Raw genomic sequence first — 24555 nt, forward strand, 5'->3', positions numbered from 1 at the left:
TACGGCCCTTGCCTGGCGGTCGGCGTGATGGCCTCGAGCGCAGGCGCATTGGCTCAGGCAATCCCGCCGCAGGGCGTTGGACAGTTCGACCCGAACCTGCAGCGCGAGCAGCTCGAGCGCAATCAGCGGCAGCAGGCCATTGAGGAGCGGGCACGGCGCATCGAGGTGCCGGCCCTGCAGGGCGAGGCGCCTGCCGAGCAGGTGTTGCCCGAGCAGGAGGCACGCTTCGTCCTTTCCGGCATCACCTTCAACGCCTCGACATTCCTCGAAAAGCAAAAGCTGGAAGAGATCGCCGCGGCCTTTGTCGGCCGGCCCGTCTCGTTCGGCGAGCTCAACGAGCTGCTACGGACGATCAACAGCCTGTACGAGGCGCAGGGGCAACTGACTGCCCGGGCCATCATCCCGCCGCAGACCCTCGACAACGGCGTACTGAAAATCGTCCTGGTTGAGGCCAAGGTCGATGCGCTCCAGTGGCAGAAGCCGACGCACGTGCGTCAGGATTTCTACGAGCGGCAGTTGCCGGTCGAAGCGGGCCAGACGCTGGACAGCCCCGCGCTGATCAGTGCGATCCAGCGCTTCAACGCGACCACGCCGGGGCCGCAACTCAGTGCCAGCCTTGCCCCAGGGCAGCGCTTCGGGACCACGCGCGTCGACCTGGAAGCGTTCGAGCCCGATCCCTGGCAATGGTCCCTGTTCGTGAATAATTACGGCAATGAGGCGACCGGGCGCGAACAGTACGGCGGCACGCTGACCTGGTTCTCGCCCACCGGCGTGGCCGATGCTCTGAATGCCGTGGTGGTCGCCACCGCGGGCTCACAATACGGCAGCCTGCGCTACAGCCGCCCGGTGAATCGCTACAACGGGGTGGCTTACGTCGAGGGAGGGGCCAACACGCTGACCATCGAGGCCGGCCCGCTCGCCGCACTGAATATCGAGGGTGAGTCGCAGACCTATGGGGTCGGTTACGACCAGCCCTGGTGGCTAGACGAGAATTGGGTACTGCTCGGTGGCCTCGGCTACAGCCAGCAAACGTCGGAGACCACCATCGAAGGGTTGGTACTCAGCGAAACCAGCGTCGACGAGGTCATCCTTAAGGGCCAGGTCGAGTACCGCGATGCGCCCTGGTATGTGCGCTACGAGCAGCGTATTCGCCAGGCCTCTGCCGACAACCAGGTGACCGGCGAAAGCGGCAACTATTCGCTGCTCGATGGCAACGCCTACCTGCTGCGCGCCTTCGGTCGGACTTTCGAAGCGGTCGGTCGGCTGGGATGGCAATATGCCAGCGACCCCCAGGCCCTGCCGTCCGCGCTGTTCTACCAGTTTGGGGGCATCAGCAACATTCGCGGCTACGACTCGGGGGTGATTTCCTCACCACAAGGTATAACCCTGAACCTGGAAGGCTATTGGAACTACAGCGAGTCGCTGCAGCCATTCGTGTTTTTCGACTATGGCCGGGCGATGGAGCTGGGAACCGCCGACGTGGATCTGCAGAGCGTCGGTATCGGCGTGAACTACAACTGGGGCCGTCACCTGAGCGTGAGCGCCGTGGCAGCCAACACGCTCAAGGATGTCGTGCCGGACCAGGACAGCGGCCAGGTCCTGTTGCAAATCACTATTCGCTGATGCGCGGCGGACAAGCCGCCCGCAAGCCTGAACAAAGGGGGAGACACCATGACCACGATGCTGCTTTACAAGGAAATCAAGGCGCTCAACCGTGAAGAGCACAAGGCTCTGCGGCTCAAGCCCGCGGCCGACTGCGCGTTTGCTGAAAGCACCCATCTGGTACCGCTGGCTGGCCTGGAATTCTTCCAGGCGGCCCGTCATTACCCGATCGTGTTCATCGGCGAGGGCGACAAGGCCATGCCGGTCGCGTTGCTGGGACTGAAAGACGGCCACAACGGTTACCTGACCGCCGAACAGCAGTGGCAGGACAATACCTATGTCCCGGCGTTCGTGCGCCGCTATCCGTTCGTGCTGGCGCAGGACGAAGCGAACAACTTCACCGTCTGCTTCGACGCAGCCTACAGCGGCTGGAACGAGGAAGAAGGCCGGGACCTGTTTACCGAAGACGGGCAGAACACGGCGTTCCTGGACGAAATGATCCAGTTCCTGCAGAACTTCACTGCCGAGATGGAGCGCACCCGTCTGTTCGTTACCAAGCTCAACGAGCTGGAACTGCTGATTCCGCGAACCCTCAAGCTTACCCACGCCAGTGGTGAGAGCTTCGTTATCCGCGACTTCCACGCGGTCGACGAAGAGAAGTTTCTCAACCTCCCCGACGAGCGAGTGCTCGAGTTGAACAAGGCCGGGTTCCTCGGCTGGGTCTATGCCCATCTGATGTCCCAGGGCAACGCCAACCAGCTGTTCGCCGATTACCTGGCCAAAAAGGCGTCGGATTAACCTCCAACTGAGTGAGCCGGTGCCATCATGAGGCACCGGCTCGAGGTTTTCCCGCTGCTCAGCCCTTTCCCTTCGTTCGCGTCAGATGCGGTCCTGCGTTCTTCTCCAGGTACTGGATGATCAGGCCCGCCACGTCCTTGCCGGTAGTTTCTTCGATGCCTGCCAGGCCTGGGGAGGAGTTCACTTCCATCACCAGCGGGCCATGGTTGGAACGCAGGATATCGACGCCGGCGACGCTGAGGCCCATCACCTTGGCCGCCCGGATGGCGGTCATCCGTTCTTCCGGGGTGATCTTGATCAGGCTGGCGGTGCCGCCGCGGTGCAGATTGGAGCGAAACTCACCGGGCTTGGCCTGGCGTTTCATGGCGGCGATGACCTTGTCGCCAACCACGAAGCAGCGGATATCCGCACCACCGGCTTCCTTGATGTATTCCTGCACCATGATGTCCTGCTTGAGGCCCATGAAGGCCTCGATCACCGACTCGGCGGCGGTGGCGGTTTCACACATGACCACACCGATGCCCTGGGTGCCTTCGAGCACCTTGATCACCAGCGGCGCGCCGTTGACCATCTGGATCAGGTCGGCGATGTCGTCAGGGGAGTGGGCAAAGCCGGTCACTGGCAGGCCGATACCGCGGCGCGATAACAGTTGCAGCGAGCGCAGCTTGTCCCGCGAGCGGGCAATGGCCACCGATTCATTCAGCGGAAAAACGCCCTGCATTTCGAATTGGCGCAGCACCGCGCAGCCATAGAAGGTGACGGAGGCGCCGATCCGCGGGATCACCGCGTCGAAGCCTTCCAGCGGACGGCCGCGGTAATGGATCTGCGGCTTGTGGCTGGCGATGTTCATGTACGCGCGCAGGGTGTCGATGACGACCACCTCATGGCCACGTTGCTGGCCGGCCTCCACCAGACGGCGGGTCGAATACAGGCGTGGGTTGCGCGACAGCACGGCGATTTTCATTGGGCACCGGAAAGAGTGAGAGTCTGGGGTTTTTCCTGCACGTAGGTGCGGGCAGGGTCGACCAGCCATTTGCCGTCCATCAGGGCTTTTGACCCCAGTAACAAGCGATAGCGCATGGTCTTGCGACAGGTAAGGGTGAATTCGACGGGCCACAGGTGGTCGCCCAGCGCCAACAGCGTACGCACCACATAACGCGTTTGTACGTGCCCGTTCGAGCTTTTGATGATCTTGCGCGCCACCAGCCGCGCTTCGCAGCGGTGGCGGCTCTGCACCAGCGTACCCAGGTGCGCCGTGAAACGGACCCAGCGTTCGCCATTGCGCTTGAATTCGCTAATGTCGGTCGCATGTAGGGCAGAGGTGCTGGCGCCGGTATCGATCTTTGCGCGCAGGCCGACCACGCCGAGTTCGGGCAGGGCGATCCATTCGCGCAAACCGATGATTGTCTGGAGGTCGGGACTGTTCAAAAGCGTATCCAGTAAATTTCCGCGCATTCTAGACAGGCTGCATGACAACCGCATCTCCCTGTTCCAACCTATGACAACGAGACGCTAGACAGAGTTGAACCATGAGTGAGAAAGACGACGGCAAAGTCCGTCTGGACAAATGGCTATGGGCGGCGCGTTTCTTCAAAACCCGGGCGCTGGCAAAGGCAGCCATCGAGGGCGGCAAGGTGCACTGCCGCGGTGAACGGTGCAAGCCGAGCAAGGAGCCCAAGCTGGGGGAAGAACTGGTGATTCGTGCAGGCTTTGATGAGCGCACGGTGGTGATTCGTGCGCTGTCGGCGGTGCGCAAGGGCGCGCCAGAGGCCCAACTGCTCTATGAGGAGACCGCCGAAAGCTTGTCTCGACGCGAAACCGCCGCCGCCCTGCGTAAAGCTGGGAGTCTGGGTGTGGAAACCGATGGCAAGCCGAGCAAGAAGCAACGCCGCGCCCTGCAGCGCTTTCGTTCTGACGCTGGTTGAGTGCGTCTGGTTGGACGGTCGCCACTTTCACCCTAGAATGCGGTCCCTTCTCTTTAGGCGCCGCCAGATTGCCGAGACCTAGACGTTTCGCTATTCGCTAACGGCCCCGAACGCCCACCTGCTCTGGTCATGCCCATGCTCGATACCGATTACACCCAACGCTTTCTCTTCGATGACACCGACATGCGCGGCGAATGGGTCGGGCTTGAGCGCAGCTATGCCGAAGTCCTGGCCAAACATGTTTATCCCGAACAGGTTGCCCAGTTGCTTGGCGAACTACTGGCAGCGGCGGCGCTGTTGGTTGGCACGCTGAAGTTCGACGGCCTGATGGTGTTGCAGGCTCGCTCTTCGGGCGCGGTACCCTTGTTGATGGTCGAATGTTCGAGCAGCCGCGAGATGCGCGGCATCGCTCGCTACGACGAAACGCAGCTGACACCTGGCGCAAGCTTGGCGGAGCTGATGCCCGATGGCGTGATGGCGATGACCATCGACCCGGCTCAAGGGCAGCGTTATCAGGGCATTGTTGCGCTGGACGGCGTGACACTTGCGGACAGCCTGTCTAACTACTTTGCCTCGTCAGAACAGTTGCCGACGCGCTTCTGGCTGGCGGCGGATGGTCGCCGTGCTTGCGGCATGCTGCTGCAGCAGCTGCCGGCCGACCGCATCCGTGACGGCGAGGAGCGTGAAGCCAGCTGGCAGCACCTGCGTACGCTGGCCGATACCCTATCGACCGAAGAGTTGCTGGGCCTCGATACCGAGACCATCCTGCATCGTCTCTATCATGAAGAGCAGGTTCGGTTGTTCGATCCGCGTCCGATCGTGTTCCGTTGCAGCTGCTCGCGAGAGCGTTCGGCCAATGCCGTCATCAGTCTCGGTCAGCAAGACGCTGAGCAATTACTGTCGGAGCAGGGCGGAGCCATCACCATCGACTGCCAGTTCTGCAACCACAGCTACCGCTTCGACGCGGCGGATATCGCCCAACTGTTCGCGGGTGCGGGAACAGAGGGCCCGTCCGGCACGCGACATTAAAGGCTTTGCGGGACTAGGAACCTTTTCGCCATCACGGCCTCATACCCAGCGCAGCGTCATTTCTGTCATAATCGCGCGCACTTTTTTTCGGTGTAGTCCACTACTCTGTGGGCTACAAAGCATGGAGGAATCGGCCCAGGGCCGACGGGAAACTCATGACGCAAGCCACTAACGCCGTATACATCGACATCAGCACCGCTCAACTGGTCGAAGAAGCCATCAAGCGCGGTGAAGGTGAATTGGCCGCCACTGGCGCGCTCGTCGTGAAAACCGGCCACCGGACCGGTCGTTCGCCAGCTGACCGCTATATCGTCGAGGAGCCCAGCACCCAGGCTTCTATTGCCTGGGGGCCGATCAACCGCCCGTTCCCGGCCGACAAGTTCGATGCGCTGTGGGATCGCGTCGAGGCGTTCAACCGCGGCCAGGATTTCTTCGTTTCTCACGTGCATGTTGGCTCCGCCGCAGATCACTACCTGCCGGTCAAGATGACCACCGCCACCGCGTGGCAGAACCTGTTCGGTCGCCAGCTGTTCATCAACCCGGAAACCTACAACCCGGCCGGCAAGGAAGAGTGGAAGGTACTCAACGTCGCCAACTTCGAGTGTGTGCCCGAGCGTGACGGCACCAACTCCGATGGTTGCGTGATCATCAACTTCGCCGCCAAGAAAGTGCTGATCGCCGGCATGCGCTACGCCGGTGAGATGAAGAAGGCCATGTTCTCGGTGCAGAACTACCTGCTGCCGGAAAAAGACGTGCTGCCGATGCACTGCGCCGCCAACATTGGCGACGATGGCGACGTGACGCTGTTCTTCGGTCTTTCCGGCACTGGTAAAACCACCTTGTCGGCAGACGAATCGCGTCATCTGATCGGCGACGACGAGCACGGCTGGGGCACTGGCGTGGTGTTCAACATCGAAGGCGGTTGCTACGCCAAGTGCATCGACCTGTCCGAGAAGAACGAGCCGGTCATCTGGAAAGCCATCCAATTCGGCACCGTGCTGGAAAACGTTGTACTGAACGGTGAGCGCGCCGCCGACTACACCGATGACAGCCTGACCCAGAACAGCCGCGCAGCCTACCCGCTGGAATACGTCGAGAAGCGTAGTGAGAAGAACCTGGGCGGCGAGCCGAACGCAGTGATCTTCCTGACTTGCGACCTGACCGGTGTTCTGCCTCCGGTGTCGATCCTTAACGAAGAACAGGCGGCTTACCACTTCCTTTCCGGCTACACCGCACTGGTGGGCTCTACCGAAATGGGTTCGGGCAGCGGCATCAAGTCGACCTTCTCCACCTGCTTCGGCGCGCCGTTCTTCCCACGGCCGGCCGGTGTCTATGCCGAACTGCTGATCAAGCGCATCCAGGCGTTCGGCTCCAAGGTCTACCTGGTCAACACCGGCTGGACCGGCGGTGGCTATGGCGTCGGCAAGCGCTTCAACATCCCGACCACACGTGCCGTGATCGCTGCGATCCAGAGCGGTGCATTGGTGGGTGCAGAAACCGAGCATCTGCCAATCATCAACCTCGACGTGCCGAAGGCCGTCACCGGTGTCGACACCCAGTTGCTCAACCCGCGCAATACCTGGTCCGATGGCAACGCCTACGACGAGGCCGCGAAGGAGCTGGCGAACAAGTTTGTCGAGAACTTCAAGAAGTTCGACGTTTCCGACGCCATTAAGGCCGCTGGCCCGCAGCTCTAAGCTGTAACGCCAAGCGTTGGAGAAGCCGCCTTCGGGCGGCTTTTTCATGGGCGTTTTTCTGCCGGTTCACTATGTCGATGGCCTTCCGGTCGCCCTTGGCGGGATTGACCACGAGTGCCGCCGTCCCGAACTTCGAGACATTGAACCCGAACCCTTCATCGGTTCGGTTGATAACTTCTATCAACCAAGACGGATGGATTCGATGGCTGTTGGCCCATAGCATAACGATCACTTTCACCCCATTGGATCCACGCCATGCAAATCGAAGAAGCCATCCAGACTCGCCGTGCTGTCAAGGCGTATGACCCTAGCTTTCAGCTCAGCCGCGAAGAGAAGGACGAGCTCTTGCAGTTGGCGTTGCTGGCACCGTCAGCGTTCAACCTGCAGCACGTGCGCTTCGTCGAGGTGAGTAACCCGGAATTGCGCGCGCAGATCCGCGAGGTGGGCTGGAATCAGGCGCAGATGACCGATGCCTCGATGCTGGTGGTGGTCTGTGCTCAGGTCGACAGCTGGGAAAAGAACGTCCGCCGCGTCTGGGACGGTGCTCCGGCCGAAGTGCAGGACTACATGGCCGGCGCCATCGACAACTATTACCGCGGCAAGCCGCAGGTACAGCGTGACGAGGCCATGCGCAGCTGCGGCCTGATGGCGCAGACGCTGATGCTTGCTGCACGTGGCAAGGGCCTGGATTCCTGCCCCATGGACGGCTTCGATTTCGATGCGGTGGCCAAGCTGATCAACCTGCCGGATAACCACGTCATCGCCATGATGGTCGCGGTCGGTAAGCGCACGGTCGACCCCAAGCCCCGCGTGGGCAAGCTGCCGTTCGACGAAGTGATCATCCGCGACCGCTTCTGAATCATCCGAGCGAGCGCGCGAAGCGTTCTCTGTCTCTGCGCCGCCGCGGCACTTTCCGCGGCGGTGTGTTTTTGCCTGTTGCTGACGACGCTAGCCCGCTGCGTTTGCAGTCTTAAAGCGCGAGCGTCGCAGCTTCCCCATACGCGGCGTCTCTTTCTCTTCGCGAGGCTGTCTGCGCGTGCCGGTCGCTTTGCTGTACCGTCTCCCTCCTTTTGTTACCCTCCGGCCTCCCGTCCAAGGCGTGACCCCGCATGATCGAGCAGACCCTCAAGCAGACATTCGGCTACGACGGCTTTCGTCCCGGCCAGGAACAGGCCATCCGCGCGGTGGTGGCCGGTCGTTCGGCGGCGGCGATCTTCCCCACAGGTTCGGGCAAATCGCTGTGCTACCAGCTGCCGGCATTGCTGCTGCCACATCTGACTTTGGTCGTCTCGCCGTTGCTGGCCTTGATGCAGGATCAACTGGCCTTTCTGCATCGCCACGGCATCGCCGCCGGCAGTATCGATTCCGCACAGAGCCGCGAGCAGGCCAGCGAGACCATGGCGAGGGCCAAGTCCGGCGAGCTGAAGATCCTGATGATTTCCGTGGAGCGGCTGAAAAACGAGCGCTTTCGCAATTTCATCAGCCAGGTGCCGATCTCGTTGCTGGTGGTGGATGAGGCGCACTGCATCTCCGAGTGGGGGCACAACTTCCGCCCGGATTACCTCAAGCTTCCCGACTACCAGCGGCAGTTCAATATCCCCCAGGTGCTGCTGTTGACCGCGACGGCAACGCCGCCGGTGATCGCCGATATGCATGCCAAATTCTTGATTGCCGCGGACGACGTGGTCACCACCGGTTTCTACCGACCTAATCTCAATCTGCTGGTGGAGCCGGTCAGCGGTTTTAACAAGCAGCGGCGGCTGGTGGAGTGGCTGGCGGACAAGGGCGGTCAGCCGACCATTGTCTACGTCACCCAGCAGAAGACGGCCGAGCAGGTTGCCGAGCATCTGGCGCAGCGCGGCTTCCCGGCCAGCGCCTACCACGCCGGCATGGCCCATGAGTTGCGTGAGTCGATCCAGCGCCGCTTCATGGCTGGCGAGCTGAACTGCATCGTCGCCACCATCGCGTTCGGCATGGGTATCGACAAGGCCGATATCCGCAACGTGGTGCATTACGACCTGCCCAAGTCCGTGGAGAATTACAGCCAGGAAATCGGCCGTGCCGGACGCGACGGCCAGCCGTCCGATTGCCTGGTGCTGGCCAACCGCGACAGCCTCAGCGTGCTGCAGAACTTCGTCTACGGCGACACGCCCGAACGCGAAGGCATCCGCTGCGTGCTGGACGAGTTGCTGCAAGCCAGCGCCGGCGGCCAGTGGGAGCTGATGCTCAACCAGCTGTCGGACCAGAGCAACATCCGCCAGTTGCCATTGAAAACCCTGCTGGTGCAACTGGAGTTGCGCGGCATCATTGCGCCACGTTTCGCCTATTTCGCTGAGTACCGCTTCAAGTACCTGCTCGAGCCCGAGGCGCTGGTGGCGAAGTTCGACGGCGAGCGGCGGCAGTTCGTCGAGGCCATCGTGCAGAGCTCAGCACGGGCGCGAACCTGGTGCACATTGGATTTCGACGCGCTCTACGGGCAGCACGGCGCCGACCGCGCGCGAGTGGTCAAGGCGCTGGAGTACTTCCAGGAAAAGGGCTGGATCGAGCTGGAGAGCAAGCAGATGACCGAGGTCTATGCGCTGCTCGATCCGCGTTTCGATGCCGACGCCCTGAGTGGCGAGCTGCATGCCTATTTCAAAGGGCATGAAGCCAACGAAATAACCCGCATCGACAACATGCTGGCGCTGTTCGAGTCCGCCGAGTGCCTGAGTCAGCGGCTGGCGGCCTATTTCGGTGATCGCCAGGCACCGCAGCGCTGCGGGCATTGCTCGGTCTGCCGCGGACAGGTCGCACAATTGCCGGAACCGCCAGCCCTGGTGCCTCTGGAGCAGATGGATCTGACCGCACGTTGCGCCGATTTCATTCAGCGCTACCGGCAACTCAAGGGCGATGCGCCGGGCGCCGAGTGCCTGACGCGGTTTCTCTGCGGCATCAGCGTGCCGGTGTTCACCAAGCTCAAGGCGCGCCAGATCCCCGGTTTCGCCTCGCTGGAGGCCTACCCCTACGCCGAGGTTCGCGCGCGCCTGACGTGCTAGATCAGTGGCGGAGAACCTCAGCGCGCGGTAAGGCCAATCAGCCGGTCGGCGACGCCCTTGGTCTGGCGTGAGGTGCCGGCGGTGAGGTTGCTCGAATTTTCCAGCGCATCCAGCAGCCCGGTCAGCGAGCCGACACCGGCCGACTGGGTCTCGATGTGCTGCGCCACCGCGCGAATCTCGCTGGCCAGGCGGTCGATGTCGGTGCCGATCTCTTCGGCGTTCTTGCCGGTGATCTCGGCCAGCTTGCGCACCTCGTCGGCCACCACTGCGAAACCGCGACCTTGCTCCCCGGCGCGTGCGGCCTCAATGGCAGCGTTCAGGGCCAACAGATTGGTCTGCCCGGCGATCTGCTGAATGGTCTGCACCACCGACTGAATGCGCTGGCTGGACTGCGCCAGATCGCGGGCGCTGCTGACCACCTCATCTGCTTGATGGACCATTTGCTTGACCGAGCTGCCGGCCTGTTCGATGACGGTGCCTTGCTGATTGATGTTCAGCGTCAGGTCATCCATCGAACCGTGCAGCTCGGTGGCGCACTGGCTCAATTGCTCGGACATGGACTGCCGTTCATGGTCGGCCTGGGAGAGCACCTGGCCAAGGTCGGCCAGGCCGCGAAACACCGGGCGGATGTGCTCATCGAGGCCGTTGATGTCCACCGCGCTGCTGTAGTCCTGGCGCTTGAACTGCTCGATCTGCTTGACCACCACCTGGCTCAGGCCGGTCAGCTTCTTGATCTGCCGGCGCAGGAAGAAGGCCTTGAACTCGCCGTGGTAGGCGATGAAGTTGTCGGTGTACTCGTCGTGAAACTCATCCTTGCCGTTGGTGCGGAAGAAGAACACCGCCGTCAGTGTCTGGTTGAGGTTGAGGCCGAGGATCTCGCCGAAGGTCGAGTAGCCGGCCACCGGGACGTCATCGAACACCGGGTCCATGCCACCGAGAGCCTGCTCGTTGTTCAGACGACGCAGGATGCAGTCGTTGAGGATGCCCACCAGCGGCTTGCCGGGCTTGTTCTGCATGAATTTCTGATAGTCGCGGCGGGTGGTTTCGGCCAGCGGGGTGCGCTTGACCATGATCAGCTCCTCACCGGGCGCAACGTCGCAGAACATGTGCACGCGCTCGTTGGCGAAGTCGATCTGGGAGATCGAGCGGACGAAAACCTCTTCGCCGACACGGATGGCGAAGGAGTAGTCGGAGAGCCGCTGGTCCAGCTCTTTTGGCGCGCATTTGAGCGCCTCGCACAGTGCCTGGACCATGCTGCGGATGTTGCCGCGGGAATCGATCACCTGGCTGATGTAGCGCTCTTCCAGCGAGGCACTGAGCACGCTCAGGCTGAGCGACGTGGGCTCGAAGTTCTGGCTCTTGAACACCCCGAAACGCACATCCCGCGCACACTTGAGGAAGACGATCAGCGCGTGGTTCTGGTAGCTGCGCTTGCCGTCATGCAGCTGAGTCTTCTGGAAATCGAGCTTGCCACCGGCCGAGCCACCGACGAACAGACACGGGAAGCGGCCGGACTCGTACAGCGCTTCCATGAAGAAGGATTCCGAAGCGGAGAGCCCGTCGAAGAAGATGTTGGCGAGGGTGTCGCGGTAGTCGATCTTCATCGACACCTGCACTCGCTTGATCGAGGCCGTCAGTTTGGCGATCCGCTGCGCCATGCTCATGCGGTTGCCCTGGCCGCGGATGTCTTCGCTTTCCAGGGGGACCTGAACGATCTCAGCGGCGGCGATGACGCTGGCGTCGAACAGCTGCAGCACCACCCGATCCCATTGCGCGCCGGTGGCACAGTAGAGCCGCTGGCCCTCGCTGGAGAGCTCGCCCGCCGTGGTGCACAGGCTGATCGTCGCCTGCGGAAAACGCTGCGACACCTGTCTTGCCACGTCATCCAGATTCACATGCGGCGAGACGAAGCCGGCAATGTAGGTCGGGTTGAAGCGCAGAGCGGCGAGCTGCTGGGCCAGCTGCTGAGCCGAGCAGAGCAGACTTGCCGTGCCGCTGGATTGCGTGTGGCCTGGCTTGAATCGGGAAAGCGAAATCATGGGCTTTACTCGCGCTTTTAGAAAAGGAAGCGGGACACTCGGCCGCTCCCGCACTGATCAGCCATCGATCAGAAGCTAGTTGTTGTTATCGCCACCGTGGCCGTGAGGCGCATGTCGCTCGGTGGTGCCGTCGTCAGTGACGTTATCGGCCGCTGGATAAAAGATCGCCATGCCACCATGGTCTTCATCCGGAAGTACTGAGCGAGGCGGCGACTCGAGTTGACGTGGCTCAACGGAAGTCGACTGCGGCTGTGCAATTGTCGACGAGCGACCTGTTGCCGCAGTGGTTGTGGCCGATAGCAAGGAAAGGCTCACAAGGAGCGACGCCATGTCTCGCTTGTTCACCGATCTCGGATTCCGCTGGAAAATTACCCTGCCCATTGCGGCACTGGCCCTGCTGCTGGTGCTGATGGGGGTCGTCGGCATGCGTGGCGTCAACCATGTGGCCGATTCGAGCCAGCAGCTGGCGACACGGCACCTGCCCGCCATCGGGCTGCTGCTCAATGCCGACCGTGACCTGTATCAGGCCTTTGTCGCCGAGCGCAGCCTGCTCGACAGCGATGCGGGCGACCACGTCCAGGCGCTCAGGGCCAGCCATGCGGAAAACCTCAAGCAGGCCTACGACCGCGTGCAGCAGTACGCCGCCATGCAGCCAAGTTCGGAAGCGCTGGCGTTGGTCGAGCAGTTCAACCGTGGCTTTCAGCAATGGTCTGGGGTCTCGCAGCGGGTGATCGAGCAGATCGACCTTGATCCGCTGGCCGCCAGTGCACTGAGCTTTGGCGAAAGCGAGTCGAGCTTCGATGCCATGCGTGACGCCATCGACAAGCTGGGCGATCTTGAAGCGGCGGCGGCTAACAGCGAAGGCGAGGCCGCCATCGCTGAAGGCGCGGCGACAGCAGAACAGCAGATCATCGTGTTGGCTGTGGGTCTGCTCGGCTGCGTGTTACTGGTGGTGGGCCTGCCTCTGGTGGTACTGCGGCCGATGCAGCGGTTGCTTGAGCGTGTGCAGCAGATTGCCGAGGGCGACGGCGATTTGCGCGCCCGGCTGGATGTGCGGTCGGCTGACGAACTGGGCCAACTCGGCAATGCGTTCAACCGTTTTCTCGACAAGCTGCAACCGCTTATCGCCGAAGTCGGTCGGGTTACCGGAGAAGTCGATGCGGCGGCGCGTGATATGGCCAGGATGGCGGCAACGAACGATCAACTGATCAGCAGCGAACATGCGGCCGTGGACCAGGTCAGCACGGCGGCGACGGAAATGAGCGCTGCGGTGCATGAAGTTGCGCTGAACGCGCAGAACGCTTCCGATGCGGCGCGGAATGCGCAACAGCAGTCAAGCCAGGGCGCAGCGGTGGTCACCAGCACCGTCCAGTCAATCCGCCAGCTGGCGCAGGAGGTGGAGAGTACCTCGCAGACCATCGAGGTCCTGGCTGAAGAGACCGCCAGCATTGGTGCGGTGCTCGAAGTGATTCGCGGCATTGCAGAACAGACCAACCTGCTTGCGCTCAACGCCGCCATCGAGGCTGCCCGCGCCGGCGAGCAAGGTCGCGGTTTCGCCGTGGTGGCGGATGAGGTGCGGGCGCTGGCAGGCCGTACTCAGGATTCAACCAAGGACATCCAGCTACGTATCGAGCGGTTGCAGAGCGGGGTTGCCAAGGCCGTGCAGGCCATGCACGCCGGCAGTGGCAAGGCGCGCGACAGTGTGGAGCGTGCTGCTGGCGTCGATCAGGTGTTGGCCGACACGGCGGAGTCGGTACAGCGCATCAATGACATGGCGGCGCAGATTGCCACGGCTTGCGAGGAGCAGAGCAGCGTGACCGAGGAGATTGCGCGCAACATCAGCGATATACGCGATCTGTCCGATGATGCGGCTGCCAATTCTACGAAGAGCATGCAGGCCAGCCAGCAATTGTCCGGGCTGTCGCAGACTCTGGCGAGCCTGGTGGGTCGCTTCCAGGTCTGAACTGGCGCCCGCGCTTGCGCGGCGTCCGGCTAACCGGGGACGCGTACGCCCCACAGCAGTTTGCCCAGCCCGGTGTCGTCCGGTAACAACAACAGGCTGAGCATAAACACCAGCAGCAGGCCGAGCGCATAGGCCAGGCTGATCAGGCGCTGCCGTCGGCGGCGTCGTGTCACGGGTGCTGCTCTGGTCGGTTGTGCGCTGGAACGTGAAGGGGATGGGTGCATCGTCCTCTCGATGGATAGCAAGCCATGGCTCATTTGGTGGCGCGGAGCCGACCTGTACCGTTCTGGCGGCGAAGTAAACCCGAAATGAAAGCATAATGCCACTATCGTGAAGGCTTCCCCGATGGGCTGTCATTCGGGTAGCCGCCATCCCCCAGCGTCTGCCATCGCAGCGCTGTCACAATCGGAAAAGCTCTAGCGTGGATATCAGCCGGCGCTCCTGGCTGTGTCGACCATACTCAAAGGTCGCCGCCGCCCGACCTGGAGATCCGCTCATGCAGACTCGCCGCCAGCTGCTCAGTCGTTCCGCCCTGTTAGCCACTGTCGCCGCCCTCGGGCCGCTGCTGCCATTGCTGGCAAGAGGGGCCGAACCGTTACGCCAGCGCGCGATTCCCGCGACCGGCGAGATGCTTCCGGTGATCGGGCTGGGAACCTCGCGGACACATGACGTTCAGCTCGACGATGACGAGATGCGAACCCTGCTCGAGGTGCTGCGGGTGCTCGTCGAGGGTGGCGCACGGGTGATCGATACCGCGCCGAGCTACGGCAATGCTGACCGGGTGGTGGGTGAGCTGGTCCAGCGCGGCGATGTACGTAGGCAGGTGTTTCTGGCCAGTAAGGTGTCCGCCACCGGCCGCGAGCGTGGTGTGGCGCAGATCGAAAAGAGCTTCGAGGCGCTGCAGACCGGAGTGATCGACCTGATCCAGGTGCACAACCTGCAGGACACGCGCACCCAGCTCCAGTTGCTCCGCACTCTCAAGGAGCAGGGCCGTATTCGCTACATAGGCGTGACTCACTATGTCGAATCCGCCCATGACCGGCTGCTAGAGGTGCTCAAGCAGGAGCCTGTCGATTTCGTTCAGTTCAACTATTCGGTCAGCGAGCGCAATGCTGAAAGGCGGTTGCTGCCGTATTGCGCCGAGCACGGCATTGCCACGCTGATCAACCGGCCCTTTACCCGCGGCAACCTGCTCTCGCGGGTCAAGGGCAAGCCTTTGCCTGGCTGGGCGGCAGACATCGATGCCAGCTCCTGGGCGCAGTTGCTGCTCAAGTTCATCCTCGCCGAGCCCGCGGTGACCACGGTGATACCTGCCACATCCAATCCGCGCTACATGGCTGACAACCTCATGGCCGGCCAGGGCCGGTTGCCGGACGCGCGCCAGCGGGAAATGATTGTCGAAGCCTTCCGATGACCGTGGCTGAGGGACTCCGGGCTGGGGCTGGATGATCATGCCGTTTGCCGCGCGTGCCGCCGCGCTGATCAATGCCCGGCCGGGCGAGCTGCGCGCGGCGCTGGCAGGGTTCGCCCTGTTCTTCTGCCTGTTCACCGGCTATTTCATGCTGCGGCCGATCCGCGAGTCGATGGGTATTCAGGGCGGCGTCGAGAACCTGCAGTGGCTGTTCACCGCGACCTTCGTCGCCATGCTGGTGGCGGTGCCGCTGTTCGCCTGGCTCAACTCGCGCGTGGCGCGCATCCATTACATCGACTGGGTGTACGGCTTCTTCTGCCTCAACCTGCTGCTGTTTGCCGGGCTGTTCTTTCTCCTGCGTGACAGCATATGGCTGGCTCGGGTGTTCTACGTGTGGATCTCGGTCTACAACCTGTTCGTGGTCTCGGTTGCCTGGAGCCTGATGGCCGATGTGTTCGACGCACCCCAGGCGCGTCGGCTGTTCGCCTTCATTGCGGCCGGTGCCAGCGTCGGTGGGCTGACGGGACCGGCTCTGAGCGCCTTGCTCGTCGGCGTGCTCGGGCAGTTCGGGCTGATGCTGCTGGCGGCACTGCTACTGGCGGTAGCGGTGGCGATCAAGCACTACCTGATGGCCTGGCGCGGAGTGCTGGGTGCCGGCCGCCCCGGTGCCGAACACGCCGAAAGCCCGCGGCGACCGGTGATGGGTAATCCGTTCAGCGGGCTGACCCGGGTGCTGGGCTCGCGCTATCTGCTGGGTATCGCTGCCTTCGTGCTGCTGCTGACCACCGCCAGCACCTTTCTATATTTCGAACAGGCGCGGTTGGTGGCCGAGCTGTTTCCGGAGCGTACAGAGCAGGTGCGAGTCTTCGGTGCCATCGACTTCGTCGTGCAGGCTGGCGCACTGCTCTCGCAGCTGTTCATCACCGGGCGTATCGCGCAGCGACTCGGGGTGCGGGTGCTGCTCAGCGCAGTGCCGGCGCTGGTCTGTCTGGGGTTCATCGGCTTGGCGCTGGCACCGAGCTTTGCCGTGCTGGCGGCGGTCATGATCGTGCGGCGCATCGGTGAATATGCGTTTGTTCGCCCAGGCCGAGAGATGCTGTTCGCGCCGCTGGATGCCGAGAGCAAATACAAGGCGAAGAACTTCATCGATACCGTGATCTATCGCGGTGGTGATGCCCTCAGCGGCTGGGGCAAGGCTCTGCTCGACAGCCTTGGCCAAGGTGTCTGGCTGGTCGCCCTGGTTGGCGCGGCAAGCGCGGCGGTCTGGGGAGGGGTGGGCTGGCGGCTCGGCGGGCGAGCCGACGAGGCCAGCAGGCAACGCGGGCGAGACTAGGTAACGCACGCGCAAGTGATTGAATGCTGGCAAAATGCCCGCAATTTTCTCCAGACAGGATGTCCCGATGCGCGTCGCCTTGCCGTTTCTTCTTTTCGCCTCACTTTCCATCACCGGCTGCAGCATCAAGCAGACCGTTACGCCTGTGCATCTGTCGCCCGAGCTGGCGCCGGAGATCTGTGCCATTCCGGCCGTTGGGCTTCGCGCTGGCTTCAACACCACCTATCAGCAGTTGCTCAGTGACAAGGGCTTCAAGGTCCGTCAGTTGGCGGCCGGCAGCAAACCCGACCGCTGTTCCTTGAGCACCACTTACACCGGGATATGGCGCTGGGACCTTTTGCTCTACATGAGTTACGCCGACATCCGTGTCTACGAGCAGGGGCGTCAGGTGGGGCAGGCCGAATACGACGCGCGCTGGGGCAGTGGTCGCCCAGACAAATTCATCAGCGCCGAAAACAAGATTGCCGAACTCACCGACCAACTGTTCCCCGACGGGGCCAGCGGCCTGGGTGTCGCAAGGCCACAGGCCGTGGTGAGCGCGCCGCTGAGCCCACACGCGTACCGTCAGCAGCAACTGCAACGGTTGCAGGATGAGACGTTGTCTTACAAGGAATATCAACGCCGCTATCGTCAGCTGATGGAGGAGTAGCAGGCTCAGGCGGCTGGGGGCTTCGAAGCGCTGGCTTTCGGAGCTCAAGCGCTTCACTGATCTGGGTCAGCGAAGGCCTGTCCGCCGCTGGAGACAATTCAGCCAGACGAAACCGCTGAACCTCGGCGGTACAGACGCCTCGAACCTTAGTAGGTACGTCATCAATCAGGAGTAGTCGTATGCATGTTCAAGTCAACAGCCACCACATCCCCGGCAGTGTCGAGCTGCATGAGTGGGTCGGTTCGACCGTAGAGGAGCGGCTGGAGCGTTTCGACGATTTCCTCACTCGCATCGAAGTACACGTCAGCGACGAGAATGCACAGAAGGCCGGCGCTGATGACAAGCGCTGCCAGATCGAAGCCCGCCCGAAGGGCCATCAGGCCGTATCGGTGACACACAAGGCCGAATCCCTTCAGTTGGCCGTTGAAGGTGCCGCTGAGAAGATGCGCCACGCCCTTGAGCACCTGATCGGCAAGTTGGACACCAAGGTACTCTCTGGCGGCGAACTCAATGATCCATTGCGTGACGAGCAACCGCAGGCGGTAAAGGATGCGATGCTCGAAGAGGAATTCCTGGAAAAACAGGAAGAGCTTGACAAGTAAGGCGTCCGGCCCTGGTCTTTACCAGGGCCTTCCCAGCTAAACCCGCTTCACTCCTCGTTATCGTTGTGCTGTCCGGAACCAGCCCTTGCCGTTGCGTTTCGAATGAGCAATGCCCTCCTCTGGTAGTCCCTTCATGCAGATCATCCTGGTGCGTCACGGGCGGCCTGACCACAACGCCGACCCATGGAGTACGCCAGCCGGCATGAAGCACTGGGTCGAGGTTTACAATGCCGCCAGTGTCGTGGGCAGCGAGCGGCCCGAAGCCTTGCGACGCCTTGCTGAGTCGGTTGGCATTGTCGTCTGCAGCTCGCTGATGCGCTGCGTGGAGTCGCGCGACCATCTGGACTGCCAATGCCTGCACCAGCCCGATCCCTTGTTTGCCGAGGCCCATCTGCCTTATCCGGACTGGGCTTACCCGTTGATGCCTTCTCGTGTCTGGCGTATTACGTTTCGCACGGCCTGGTTCCTTGGTTTCGCACGTCACACCGAGCCAGTGAGCGAATCGAGGCGACGTGCGAGTGTCGCGGCCGACAGGCTTATCGAGCTGGCGGAAACGCATGGCAGCGTGTTGCTGATGGGGCACAAGATCATGAACGCACTGATCGCCACGCAGCTGCGCCGACGGGGTTGGCAGGGGCCGGCACTGCCGCTGCTGTCGGGCTACTGGCATCCGAGCCGCTACCGCAAGCCATCCTGAACCCATATCTCATCAACGTTGGCGGCAGTGACAGCGCAGACGTAGGCGAAGGCAGGCCTGAAAATCGGACGGCCAAACACCCGCAGCCATTGATGAGGCAAGTCAGGGGTAATACTTAGAAAAAGCAGGGTTGTTGAGAGGGTCTCGAAGCTTGATAGCCTGCCCTCAATAAAGCTGATGACAGCTAAATCCTGATTTTTTGGATTGAAAGCCAACATAACGACGCAAAGTTTGCGTGAGGCGTGGGTTTTGCTGTGGTGTCAAGGTTGGGCCTCGGCGGTGCGAATAGCCAAAGGCTTACATGAATCTGCGCGATCACGACTACAGCTCCAGCGTTCAAGTAATTAATCTATGCCCACTCTGAAGCGCAGGAAGCGCTCAGGATCAGGATGATCGACCATTGCCAGGAAGGCGCTCGAATGGAATCGGATAGGTCAGAAAAACCCGCTTCGGCGGGTTTTTGCTTTTCCGCACCCTGCACACGCGTTTCGCGTCAGGCATTGCGCAGCTCAGTTTGGCGGCGCTCGGAAAATGCTTCCTGGCCAAGCCACAGACTGTTTCGGCAAGATTTGGCTTCTGCCATGCTGATGCTTTATGCAGTAACCGCCTGGTTTATCTCTGAAACTAGTGACTCAAATATGCCCATGGGTGGGCAGTACTTTATAGCTGAATTTAAATAATCCAGACGAAAAAAAGCCCCGCCGAAGCGGGGCTTTTTATTTCAGGCGTCTTAAGAGACTTGAACCTGATCAGCCTGCATTCCTTTCTGGCCCTTAGTGGCCAGGAAAGAAACTGCTTGGCCTTCGCTCAGGCTTTTGAAACCTGCGCTTTCGATCGAACGATAATGAACGAACAGGTCTTCGCTGCCGTCGGTCGGCGTAATAAAGCCGAAACCTTTTTCATCGTTGAACCATTTAACTGTGCCATTTTGACGAGTAGACATGAGTATCTCCCAGGTGTTTTAAGGCTGCAGCGCTGAATTGTCCGGCGCCGAGACTGAGAAGCGAGAAGCAAAACGAACCGAGGAGATGAAACAGAGAAACATCATGCCGGGTGTCGAAGTGTTAATTGCGAAGCAGTGACCCGGAATATACGCACATAAAAAGATATGTACAGCATTGTTTGCCTAAGGCTGTTTCAAGAAGGTGACTACTGAGCATCTGCAAAAAATGAGTTAGCCTGTTATTTCCGTTATTTACAGTCACATATCTCGCCGTTTTCATAAGATTAAATGTTGTGAAATTTCGCCGAAACTTTATGGGTCGTTTATCGCTCGGCTGGCGGCTAGTTCGCGCCTGCATTGAGAGATTACGGTCTGACATTAGCCCAATCTCCATGGCCCGTGCGGCGATAGCGCAGAAGCGACAGCGCTACGTTAACGCCTCAAGCGCATCGCTCCAGGGTTTGTTTCGAGTCAGCGCTTAGAGAGGCTCCCGACGATGCGTTTGTCCCTTCCTATAGCGAAAGGCTTACAAGGATCCCAGTCTTTTGCTCTTCAGCTTGCTCGGCCGGATGATTAATCTATGCCCAGCTCTGAAGCGCAGGACGCGCTCAGGATCAAGGAAGATCGACCATCGCCAGGAAGGCACCCGGAAGGATTCGGATGGTCAGGAAAAACCCGCTTCGGCGGGTTTTTTGTTGCCCATGGAAAACCGCCGGGAATGCCATAACGTTCCGGCAACCGCGGCACGTGGTGCCACAGCGCAGCCTATCGCCTCACCGCGGCAGACTGTCGTGTTCACTTATCGCGACGATCTGTTCGATCAGCCATTGCAGGGCAGCATCCCGTTCACGTTGCGCAACGCTGACGATATCCAGCCGGAAGCTACCGAGATCGAAGGGCAGGTCAAACAGCTGGAGCGGTAGCATCTCCGCGAAATAGCGCGCCAGCTGTGTCGGCAGCACCGCGGCCAGATCGCTACGCGCGACGATATGTGCGGCCTGCAGGTAGTTCGGGGTGGTGTAGACCACATCGCGGCCGAGTCCTTGCTCCTCCAGCCATTGATCGACCATGCCGCGCGTCTGTCCGCCGTGGACCCAGAGGTGGCGCAGGCGCAAAAAACCGTCGAGGTCCAGTGTCTTGCCAACCAACGGATGACCCTTGCGCACCGCAATCTGCAAGGTTTCGCTGGCCCAGCGTCGGGTATGAAAACGGGTCGGCACTTCGACGAAGCGGCCAAGAACCAGATCCAGCTTGCCGTCATCCAGCGCTTCGACCGGCAGGCTTGGGGTCAGATGCTCGATGGCCAGCTGAATCCCCGGTGCCACGCTCGCCAGGCGAGCCATCAACGCAGGCATACAGACCAGCTCGACGTAATCGGTGACAGCAATGACGAAGCGCTGCCGGCTGGTGCTCGGATCGAAGAAATCCCCGGCATTCAAGGTGTGCTCGATCTGCTGCAACGCATCGCGAATGGGCGCTTCCAGGCTCAGCGCGCGCGGCGTGGGTTGCATGGCGCGGCCAACACGGACCAGCAGCGGATCATCGAGCAGTTCGCGCAGACGATTGAGTGCATTACTGACGGCCGGTTGGCTGAGCGAAAGCCGCTCCGCAGCGCGAGAGACATTGCGTTCGCGTAGCAGGGCGTCCAGCACGCGAAGGAGGTTGAGGTCGAAGTTGTAGATATTCATCGGGTGAATCTGAAACATCACAAGACTAAATTTCAAAAATAGTAGCGTCTTCGTCTATGGTTGGTCTCCAGTTTTTTCCGCCTTGCGATGAGGACAGCTGCTATGAGCCAAACCGGTTTCGATATCCAGACCGCCGCCGTGATCGGCGCGGGCACCATGGGCCGCGGTATCGTCATGAGCCTGGCCAACGCCGGTGTGCAGGTGCTGTGGCTGGACAACAATCCCGAGATGCTGGAGAAGGCGTTGGGCGTCGTGGCCGACACCTACGCGCATAACGTCCGCCAGGGGCGGATCGACGAGACTCAGGCGGCTGCACGTCGCGCCTGCATCAGCAAAGCGGCCGATTATCAGGCGTTAGCCGATGTCGATCTGGTGATCGAAGCCGTTTACGAGAACCTCGAGCTAAAGCAGACCATCTTCCGCGAACTGGACGGCATCGTTAAGCCCACCGGCATTCTCGCCAGCAACACCTCGGCACTGGACATAGACGCCATTGCCGCCGTCACCGGGCGCCCTGAGCAGGTGGTGGGGCTGCACTTCTTCAGTCCGGCACACATCATGAAATTGCTGGAAATCGTCCGCGGTGCGAAGACTTCCAAAGCCGTGCTTAAGGCGTCCACTGAACTCGGCAAGCGCATGGGCAAGGTCAGCGTGATCGCCGGCAACTGCCAGGGCTTCATCGGCAACCGCATGCTCGCGACCTATGTGCGGGAAGCACGAATGATGCTGCTCGAAGGGGCCTACCCGCACCAGGTAGACGCTGCGCTGCAGGGCTTCGGTTTTGCTATGGGGCCGTTCCGCATGTACGACGTAGTCGGCATCGACCTGGAATGGCGTTCGCGCGAATTGGCCGGCAAGGGCCAGGATGAGCCTGAGGTGCAGATCGACAACCGCCTCTGCGAGCTCGGCCGCTTCGGCCAGAAATCGCGCATGGGCTACTACCGCTATGCCGAAGGCAGCCGCCAGGCCGAACACGACCCGGAAGTGGACGCGCTCGTGCAGCGCGAGTCCGAGCGCCTCGGTTACCAGCGCCGCGAAATCGGCAGCGAAGAAATTCTCGAGCGCTGCCTGCTGGCGTTGGTCAACGAAGGTGCGAAGATTCTTGAAGAAGGCATGGCCGAGTCCAGTGCTGATATCGACACCGTTTACCTCTACGGCTATGGCTTCCCGGCCGAAGTCGGCGGACCGATGACCTGGGCTGATCGCCAGGGCCTGCCAGCCATTCGTGACCGGTTGAATGCACTGGCCGAGCGCCACGGGCCGCACTGGCAGCCGGCCGAGCTGATCGACAGCCTGGCCACACTCGGCAGTTGCTTCGCTGACTACAAAAAGGAAGCCTGAGCATGGAGTACAAGGCCCCCCTGCGTGACATGCGTTTCGTACTGCACGAGCTGTTCGACGCCAGCGCTCATTGCGAGCTGCTCGGCAACGGCCTGGACCGTGAGCTGATCGACGGCGTGCTGGAAGAAGCGGCGCGCTACACCGGCGGCGAAATCGCACCGCTCAATCGCAACAGCGACGAAGAGGGCGTGACCCTGGAAAACGGCGAGGTGCGCACCCCGCAGGGCTTCGTCGAGGCCTACAGGCAGTACGTCGACAACGGCTGGGCGAGCATGACCGGGCCGACCGAGTACGGTGGCCAGGGCTTCCCGCAGCTGGTCGCCTGTAACTTCCACGAAATGCTGATGGGCGCTTCGCTGTCGTTCCGCATCTACTCGGGCCTCACCGAAGGCGCGGTGCTGGCGCTGTACAAGCACGGCAGCGACGAGCTGAAGAACGCTTATCTGGAGAAGCTGGTCAGCGGCAGCTGGAGCGGCACCATGTGCCTGACCGAGCCGCAGGCCGGCACCGATCTTGCGCTGTTGCGGACCAAGGCCGAGCCCCAGCCGGACGGCAGCTATAAGGTCAGCGGCAGCAAGATCTTCATCTCCGGTGGCGAGCACGACATGAGCGAGAACATCGTGCACCTGGTGTTGGCACGCCTGCCGGATGCACCGGCCGGGATGAAGGGCATCAGCCTCTTGCTGGTACCCAAGTTCATCGCCAAGGCCGATGGTACGCCCGGCGAGCGCAACGCGCTTTCCTGCGGCGCCATCGAGCACAAGATGGGCATCAAGGGCGCGGCCACTTGCGTGATGAACTTCGACGGCGCCACCGGCTGGGTCGTCGGCGAGCCGAACCAGGGCCTGGCCTGCATGTTCACCATGATGAACGACGCGCGCTTCCAGGTCGGTCTGCAGGGCCTGGGCATTGCCGAACAGGCTTACCAGGGCTCGCTGGGCTATGCACGCGAGCGGTTGCAGTCGCGCGGCCTGGCCGGTGTTCAGCATCCGGACAAGGTGGCTGATCCGATCATCGTTCACCCGGACGTGCGGCGCATGCTGCTGACGCAGAAGACACTGGTCGAAGGCAGCCGGATGTTGGCGGCGTACTGCGCCCGGCAGCTGGACCTTGAACATGGCCATCCCGAACCGAGCTACCGCAAGGCCGCAAGCAAGCGCGCGGCGCTGCTGATTCCTATCGTCAAAGCCTTCTTCACCGACATGGGCCAGGAGGTCGCGAGCCTCGGCGTGCAGGTCTACGGCGGCCACGGTTATATCCGCGAGTGGGGCATGGAGCAGCTGATGCGCGACAGCCGCATCACTCAGCTGTACGAGGGCACCAACGGCATCCAGGCGCTCGACTACATCCGCCGCAAGTTGCTCGGCGATGGCGGCACTGAACTGTCAGCCCTGCAGGCCGAGTTCAGCGAGATTTGCGACCAGCAGGTTGACCGGCCAGCACTGCAAGCCATGGCCAGCAAGGTACAGGCTCGGATCGGTGAATGGCGTGAGCTGAGCGCCGAGATCATCGCCGCCACCGGGCGCGACCCGCAGGAAATCGGCGCGGTGTCGGTGGATTTTCTGCAGTACTCGGCCTATGTGTTGTTGGCGGGACTCTGGCTACAGGCTGCAGCGCGGGCACAGGACGCGCTGGAGCAAGGGGTTGGAGAGGAGGCGTTTTACCAGGCCAAGCTGGCCAGCGCGGACTTCTACCTGCGTCGCGTACTGCCGCGGGCGAGTGCGCATCGTGAGGCAATCCAGGGTGGTGCCGATTGCGTGATGGCGCTGCCAGAAAGTGACTTCGCGTTTTGAGCTAATTGAT

The 24555-nt window shown here is 61.6% G+C and carries 22 protein-coding genes; 15 read left to right on the plus strand and 7 right to left on the minus strand.

Translation table 11 applies throughout. The features are described from left to right. Positions 1 to 27: 27 nt before the first annotated feature. Together ACSSNI_RS00200 and ACSSNI_RS00205 are read left to right on the plus strand one after the other, a co-directional pair. Positions 28 to 1623: a ShlB/FhaC/HecB family hemolysin secretion/activation protein gene (locus ACSSNI_RS00200; protein WP_448258743.1), complete on the plus strand. Its 1596-nt coding sequence runs from the start codon at positions 28 to 30 to the stop codon at positions 1621 to 1623. A gap of 48 nt (positions 1624 to 1671) precedes the next feature. After that, entirely contained in the window at positions 1672 to 2400 is a 729-nt protein-coding gene (locus ACSSNI_RS00205; RefSeq protein ID WP_200640088.1) for a SapC family protein, read from the plus strand. 58 nt (positions 2401 to 2458) lie between these two features. Here ACSSNI_RS00205 and rimK read toward each other — a convergent pair whose 3' ends face one another. Both rimK and rimB read right to left on the minus strand, forming a co-directional pair. Next, complete coding sequence (rimK, locus tag ACSSNI_RS00210) at positions 2459 to 3364, minus strand: 30S ribosomal protein S6--L-glutamate ligase (protein WP_019340871.1); 906 nt, start codon at positions 3362 to 3364, stop codon at positions 2459 to 2461. Beyond that, complete coding sequence (rimB, locus tag ACSSNI_RS00215) at positions 3361 to 3828, minus strand: retropepsin-like aspartic endopeptidase RimB (protein ID WP_256061602.1); 468 nt, start codon at positions 3826 to 3828, stop codon at positions 3361 to 3363. Before rimB ends, rimK begins: the two co-directional genes overlap by 4 nt. 101 nt (positions 3829 to 3929) lie before the next feature. Between rimB and ACSSNI_RS00220 the strand changes: the two genes are divergently transcribed. The 3 genes from ACSSNI_RS00220 (at position 3930) to ACSSNI_RS00230 (ending at position 7051) form a co-directional block, all read left to right on the plus strand. Continuing rightward, entirely contained in the window at positions 3930 to 4325 is a 396-nt protein-coding gene (locus ACSSNI_RS00220) for an RNA-binding S4 domain-containing protein (RefSeq protein ID WP_159969566.1), read from the plus strand. A 135-nt stretch (positions 4326 to 4460) separates the two neighbouring features. Beyond that, positions 4461 to 5354 carry an Hsp33 family molecular chaperone HslO gene (hslO, locus tag ACSSNI_RS00225; RefSeq protein ID WP_418952683.1) on the plus strand — a complete coding sequence of 298 codons (894 nt, stop codon included), beginning with the start codon at positions 4461 to 4463 and terminating at the stop codon, positions 5352 to 5354. A gap of 155 nt (positions 5355 to 5509) precedes the next feature. Then, positions 5510 to 7051, plus strand: a complete 1542-nt coding sequence (locus ACSSNI_RS00230; protein WP_200640086.1) for a phosphoenolpyruvate carboxykinase — start codon at positions 5510 to 5512, stop codon at positions 7049 to 7051. On the opposite strand, the gene ACSSNI_RS00235 is transcribed toward ACSSNI_RS00230, so the two are convergent. After that, positions 7026 to 7289: a hypothetical protein gene (locus ACSSNI_RS00235; protein ID WP_200640085.1), complete on the minus strand. Its 264-nt coding sequence runs from the start codon at positions 7287 to 7289 to the stop codon at positions 7026 to 7028. The two genes, ACSSNI_RS00230 and ACSSNI_RS00235, sit on opposite strands and share 26 nt — an antisense overlap. 17 nt (positions 7290 to 7306) lie before the next feature. Between ACSSNI_RS00235 and ACSSNI_RS00240 the strand changes: the two genes are divergently transcribed. Then, a complete protein-coding gene (locus ACSSNI_RS00240) occupies positions 7307 to 7909 on the plus strand; it encodes a nitroreductase family protein (RefSeq protein ID WP_159969567.1) in 603 nt (200 codons plus the stop codon). Between the two features lie 251 nt (positions 7910 to 8160). Next, positions 8161 to 10086 carry a RecQ family ATP-dependent DNA helicase gene (locus ACSSNI_RS00245; protein ID WP_200640084.1) on the plus strand — a complete coding sequence of 642 codons (1926 nt, stop codon included), beginning with the start codon at positions 8161 to 8163 and terminating at the stop codon, positions 10084 to 10086. A gap of 17 nt (positions 10087 to 10103) precedes the next feature. On the opposite strand, the gene ACSSNI_RS00250 is transcribed toward ACSSNI_RS00245, so the two are convergent. Beyond that, entirely contained in the window at positions 10104 to 12125 is a 2022-nt protein-coding gene (locus ACSSNI_RS00250) for an FIST N-terminal domain-containing protein (protein ID WP_448258747.1), read from the minus strand. Between the two features lie 328 nt (positions 12126 to 12453). On the opposite strand from ACSSNI_RS00250, the gene ACSSNI_RS00255 reads away from it, so the two are divergent. Next, positions 12454 to 14088 (plus strand): methyl-accepting chemotaxis protein, encoded by a 1635-nt coding sequence (locus ACSSNI_RS00255; RefSeq protein WP_200640082.1) that lies wholly within the window; start codon positions 12454 to 12456, stop codon positions 14086 to 14088. Positions 14089 to 14117: 29 nt separating this feature from the next. Here the strand turns inward: ACSSNI_RS00255 and ACSSNI_RS00260 are convergent, their stop codons facing one another. Then, entirely contained in the window at positions 14118 to 14261 is a 144-nt protein-coding gene (locus tag ACSSNI_RS00260; protein ID WP_234484681.1) for a hypothetical protein, read from the minus strand. 323 nt (positions 14262 to 14584) lie between these two features. Here ACSSNI_RS00260 and ACSSNI_RS00265 point away from each other — a divergent pair, with 323 nt between their 5' ends. From ACSSNI_RS00265 to ACSSNI_RS00285, 5 genes are all read left to right on the plus strand, one after another. Further along, complete coding sequence (locus ACSSNI_RS00265; RefSeq protein WP_200640081.1) at positions 14585 to 15502, plus strand: aldo/keto reductase; 918 nt, start codon at positions 14585 to 14587, stop codon at positions 15500 to 15502. A gap of 37 nt (positions 15503 to 15539) precedes the next feature. Continuing rightward, the gene (locus tag ACSSNI_RS00270) at positions 15540 to 16832 is read left to right on the plus strand and encodes an NTP/NDP exchange transporter (protein ID WP_200640080.1); all 1293 of its coding nucleotides are present in this window, start codon (positions 15540 to 15542) and stop codon (positions 16830 to 16832) included. Between the two features lie 67 nt (positions 16833 to 16899). Continuing rightward, entirely contained in the window at positions 16900 to 17481 is a 582-nt protein-coding gene (locus tag ACSSNI_RS00275) for an Sbal_3080 family lipoprotein (RefSeq protein ID WP_200640079.1), read from the plus strand. 179 nt (positions 17482 to 17660) lie between these two features. Then, positions 17661 to 18083 carry an HPF/RaiA family ribosome-associated protein gene (locus tag ACSSNI_RS00280; RefSeq protein WP_102836518.1) on the plus strand — a complete coding sequence of 141 codons (423 nt, stop codon included), beginning with the start codon at positions 17661 to 17663 and terminating at the stop codon, positions 18081 to 18083. A gap of 133 nt (positions 18084 to 18216) precedes the next feature. Next, a complete protein-coding gene (locus tag ACSSNI_RS00285) occupies positions 18217 to 18780 on the plus strand; it encodes a histidine phosphatase family protein (RefSeq protein ID WP_102836519.1) in 564 nt (187 codons plus the stop codon). Between the two features lie 730 nt (positions 18781 to 19510). Here the strand turns inward: ACSSNI_RS00285 and ACSSNI_RS00290 are convergent. Further along, complete coding sequence (locus tag ACSSNI_RS00290) at positions 19511 to 19723, minus strand: cold-shock protein (protein ID WP_102836520.1); 213 nt, start codon at positions 19721 to 19723, stop codon at positions 19511 to 19513. 773 nt (positions 19724 to 20496) lie between these two features. After that, positions 20497 to 21411 (minus strand): LysR family transcriptional regulator, encoded by a 915-nt coding sequence (locus ACSSNI_RS00295; protein ID WP_200640078.1) that lies wholly within the window; start codon positions 21409 to 21411, stop codon positions 20497 to 20499. Between the two features lie 102 nt (positions 21412 to 21513). Here ACSSNI_RS00295 and ACSSNI_RS00300 point away from each other — a divergent pair, with 102 nt between their 5' ends. Next, positions 21514 to 22752: a 3-hydroxyacyl-CoA dehydrogenase gene (locus ACSSNI_RS00300; protein ID WP_200640077.1), complete on the plus strand. Its 1239-nt coding sequence runs from the start codon at positions 21514 to 21516 to the stop codon at positions 22750 to 22752. A gap of 2 nt (positions 22753 to 22754) precedes the next feature. Beyond that, positions 22755 to 24545 carry an acyl-CoA dehydrogenase C-terminal domain-containing protein gene (locus ACSSNI_RS00305; protein ID WP_200640076.1) on the plus strand — a complete coding sequence of 597 codons (1791 nt, stop codon included), beginning with the start codon at positions 22755 to 22757 and terminating at the stop codon, positions 24543 to 24545. Positions 24546 to 24555: the final 10 nt, after the last annotated feature.

Source organism: Stutzerimonas tianxiuensis (assembly GCF_053470365.1).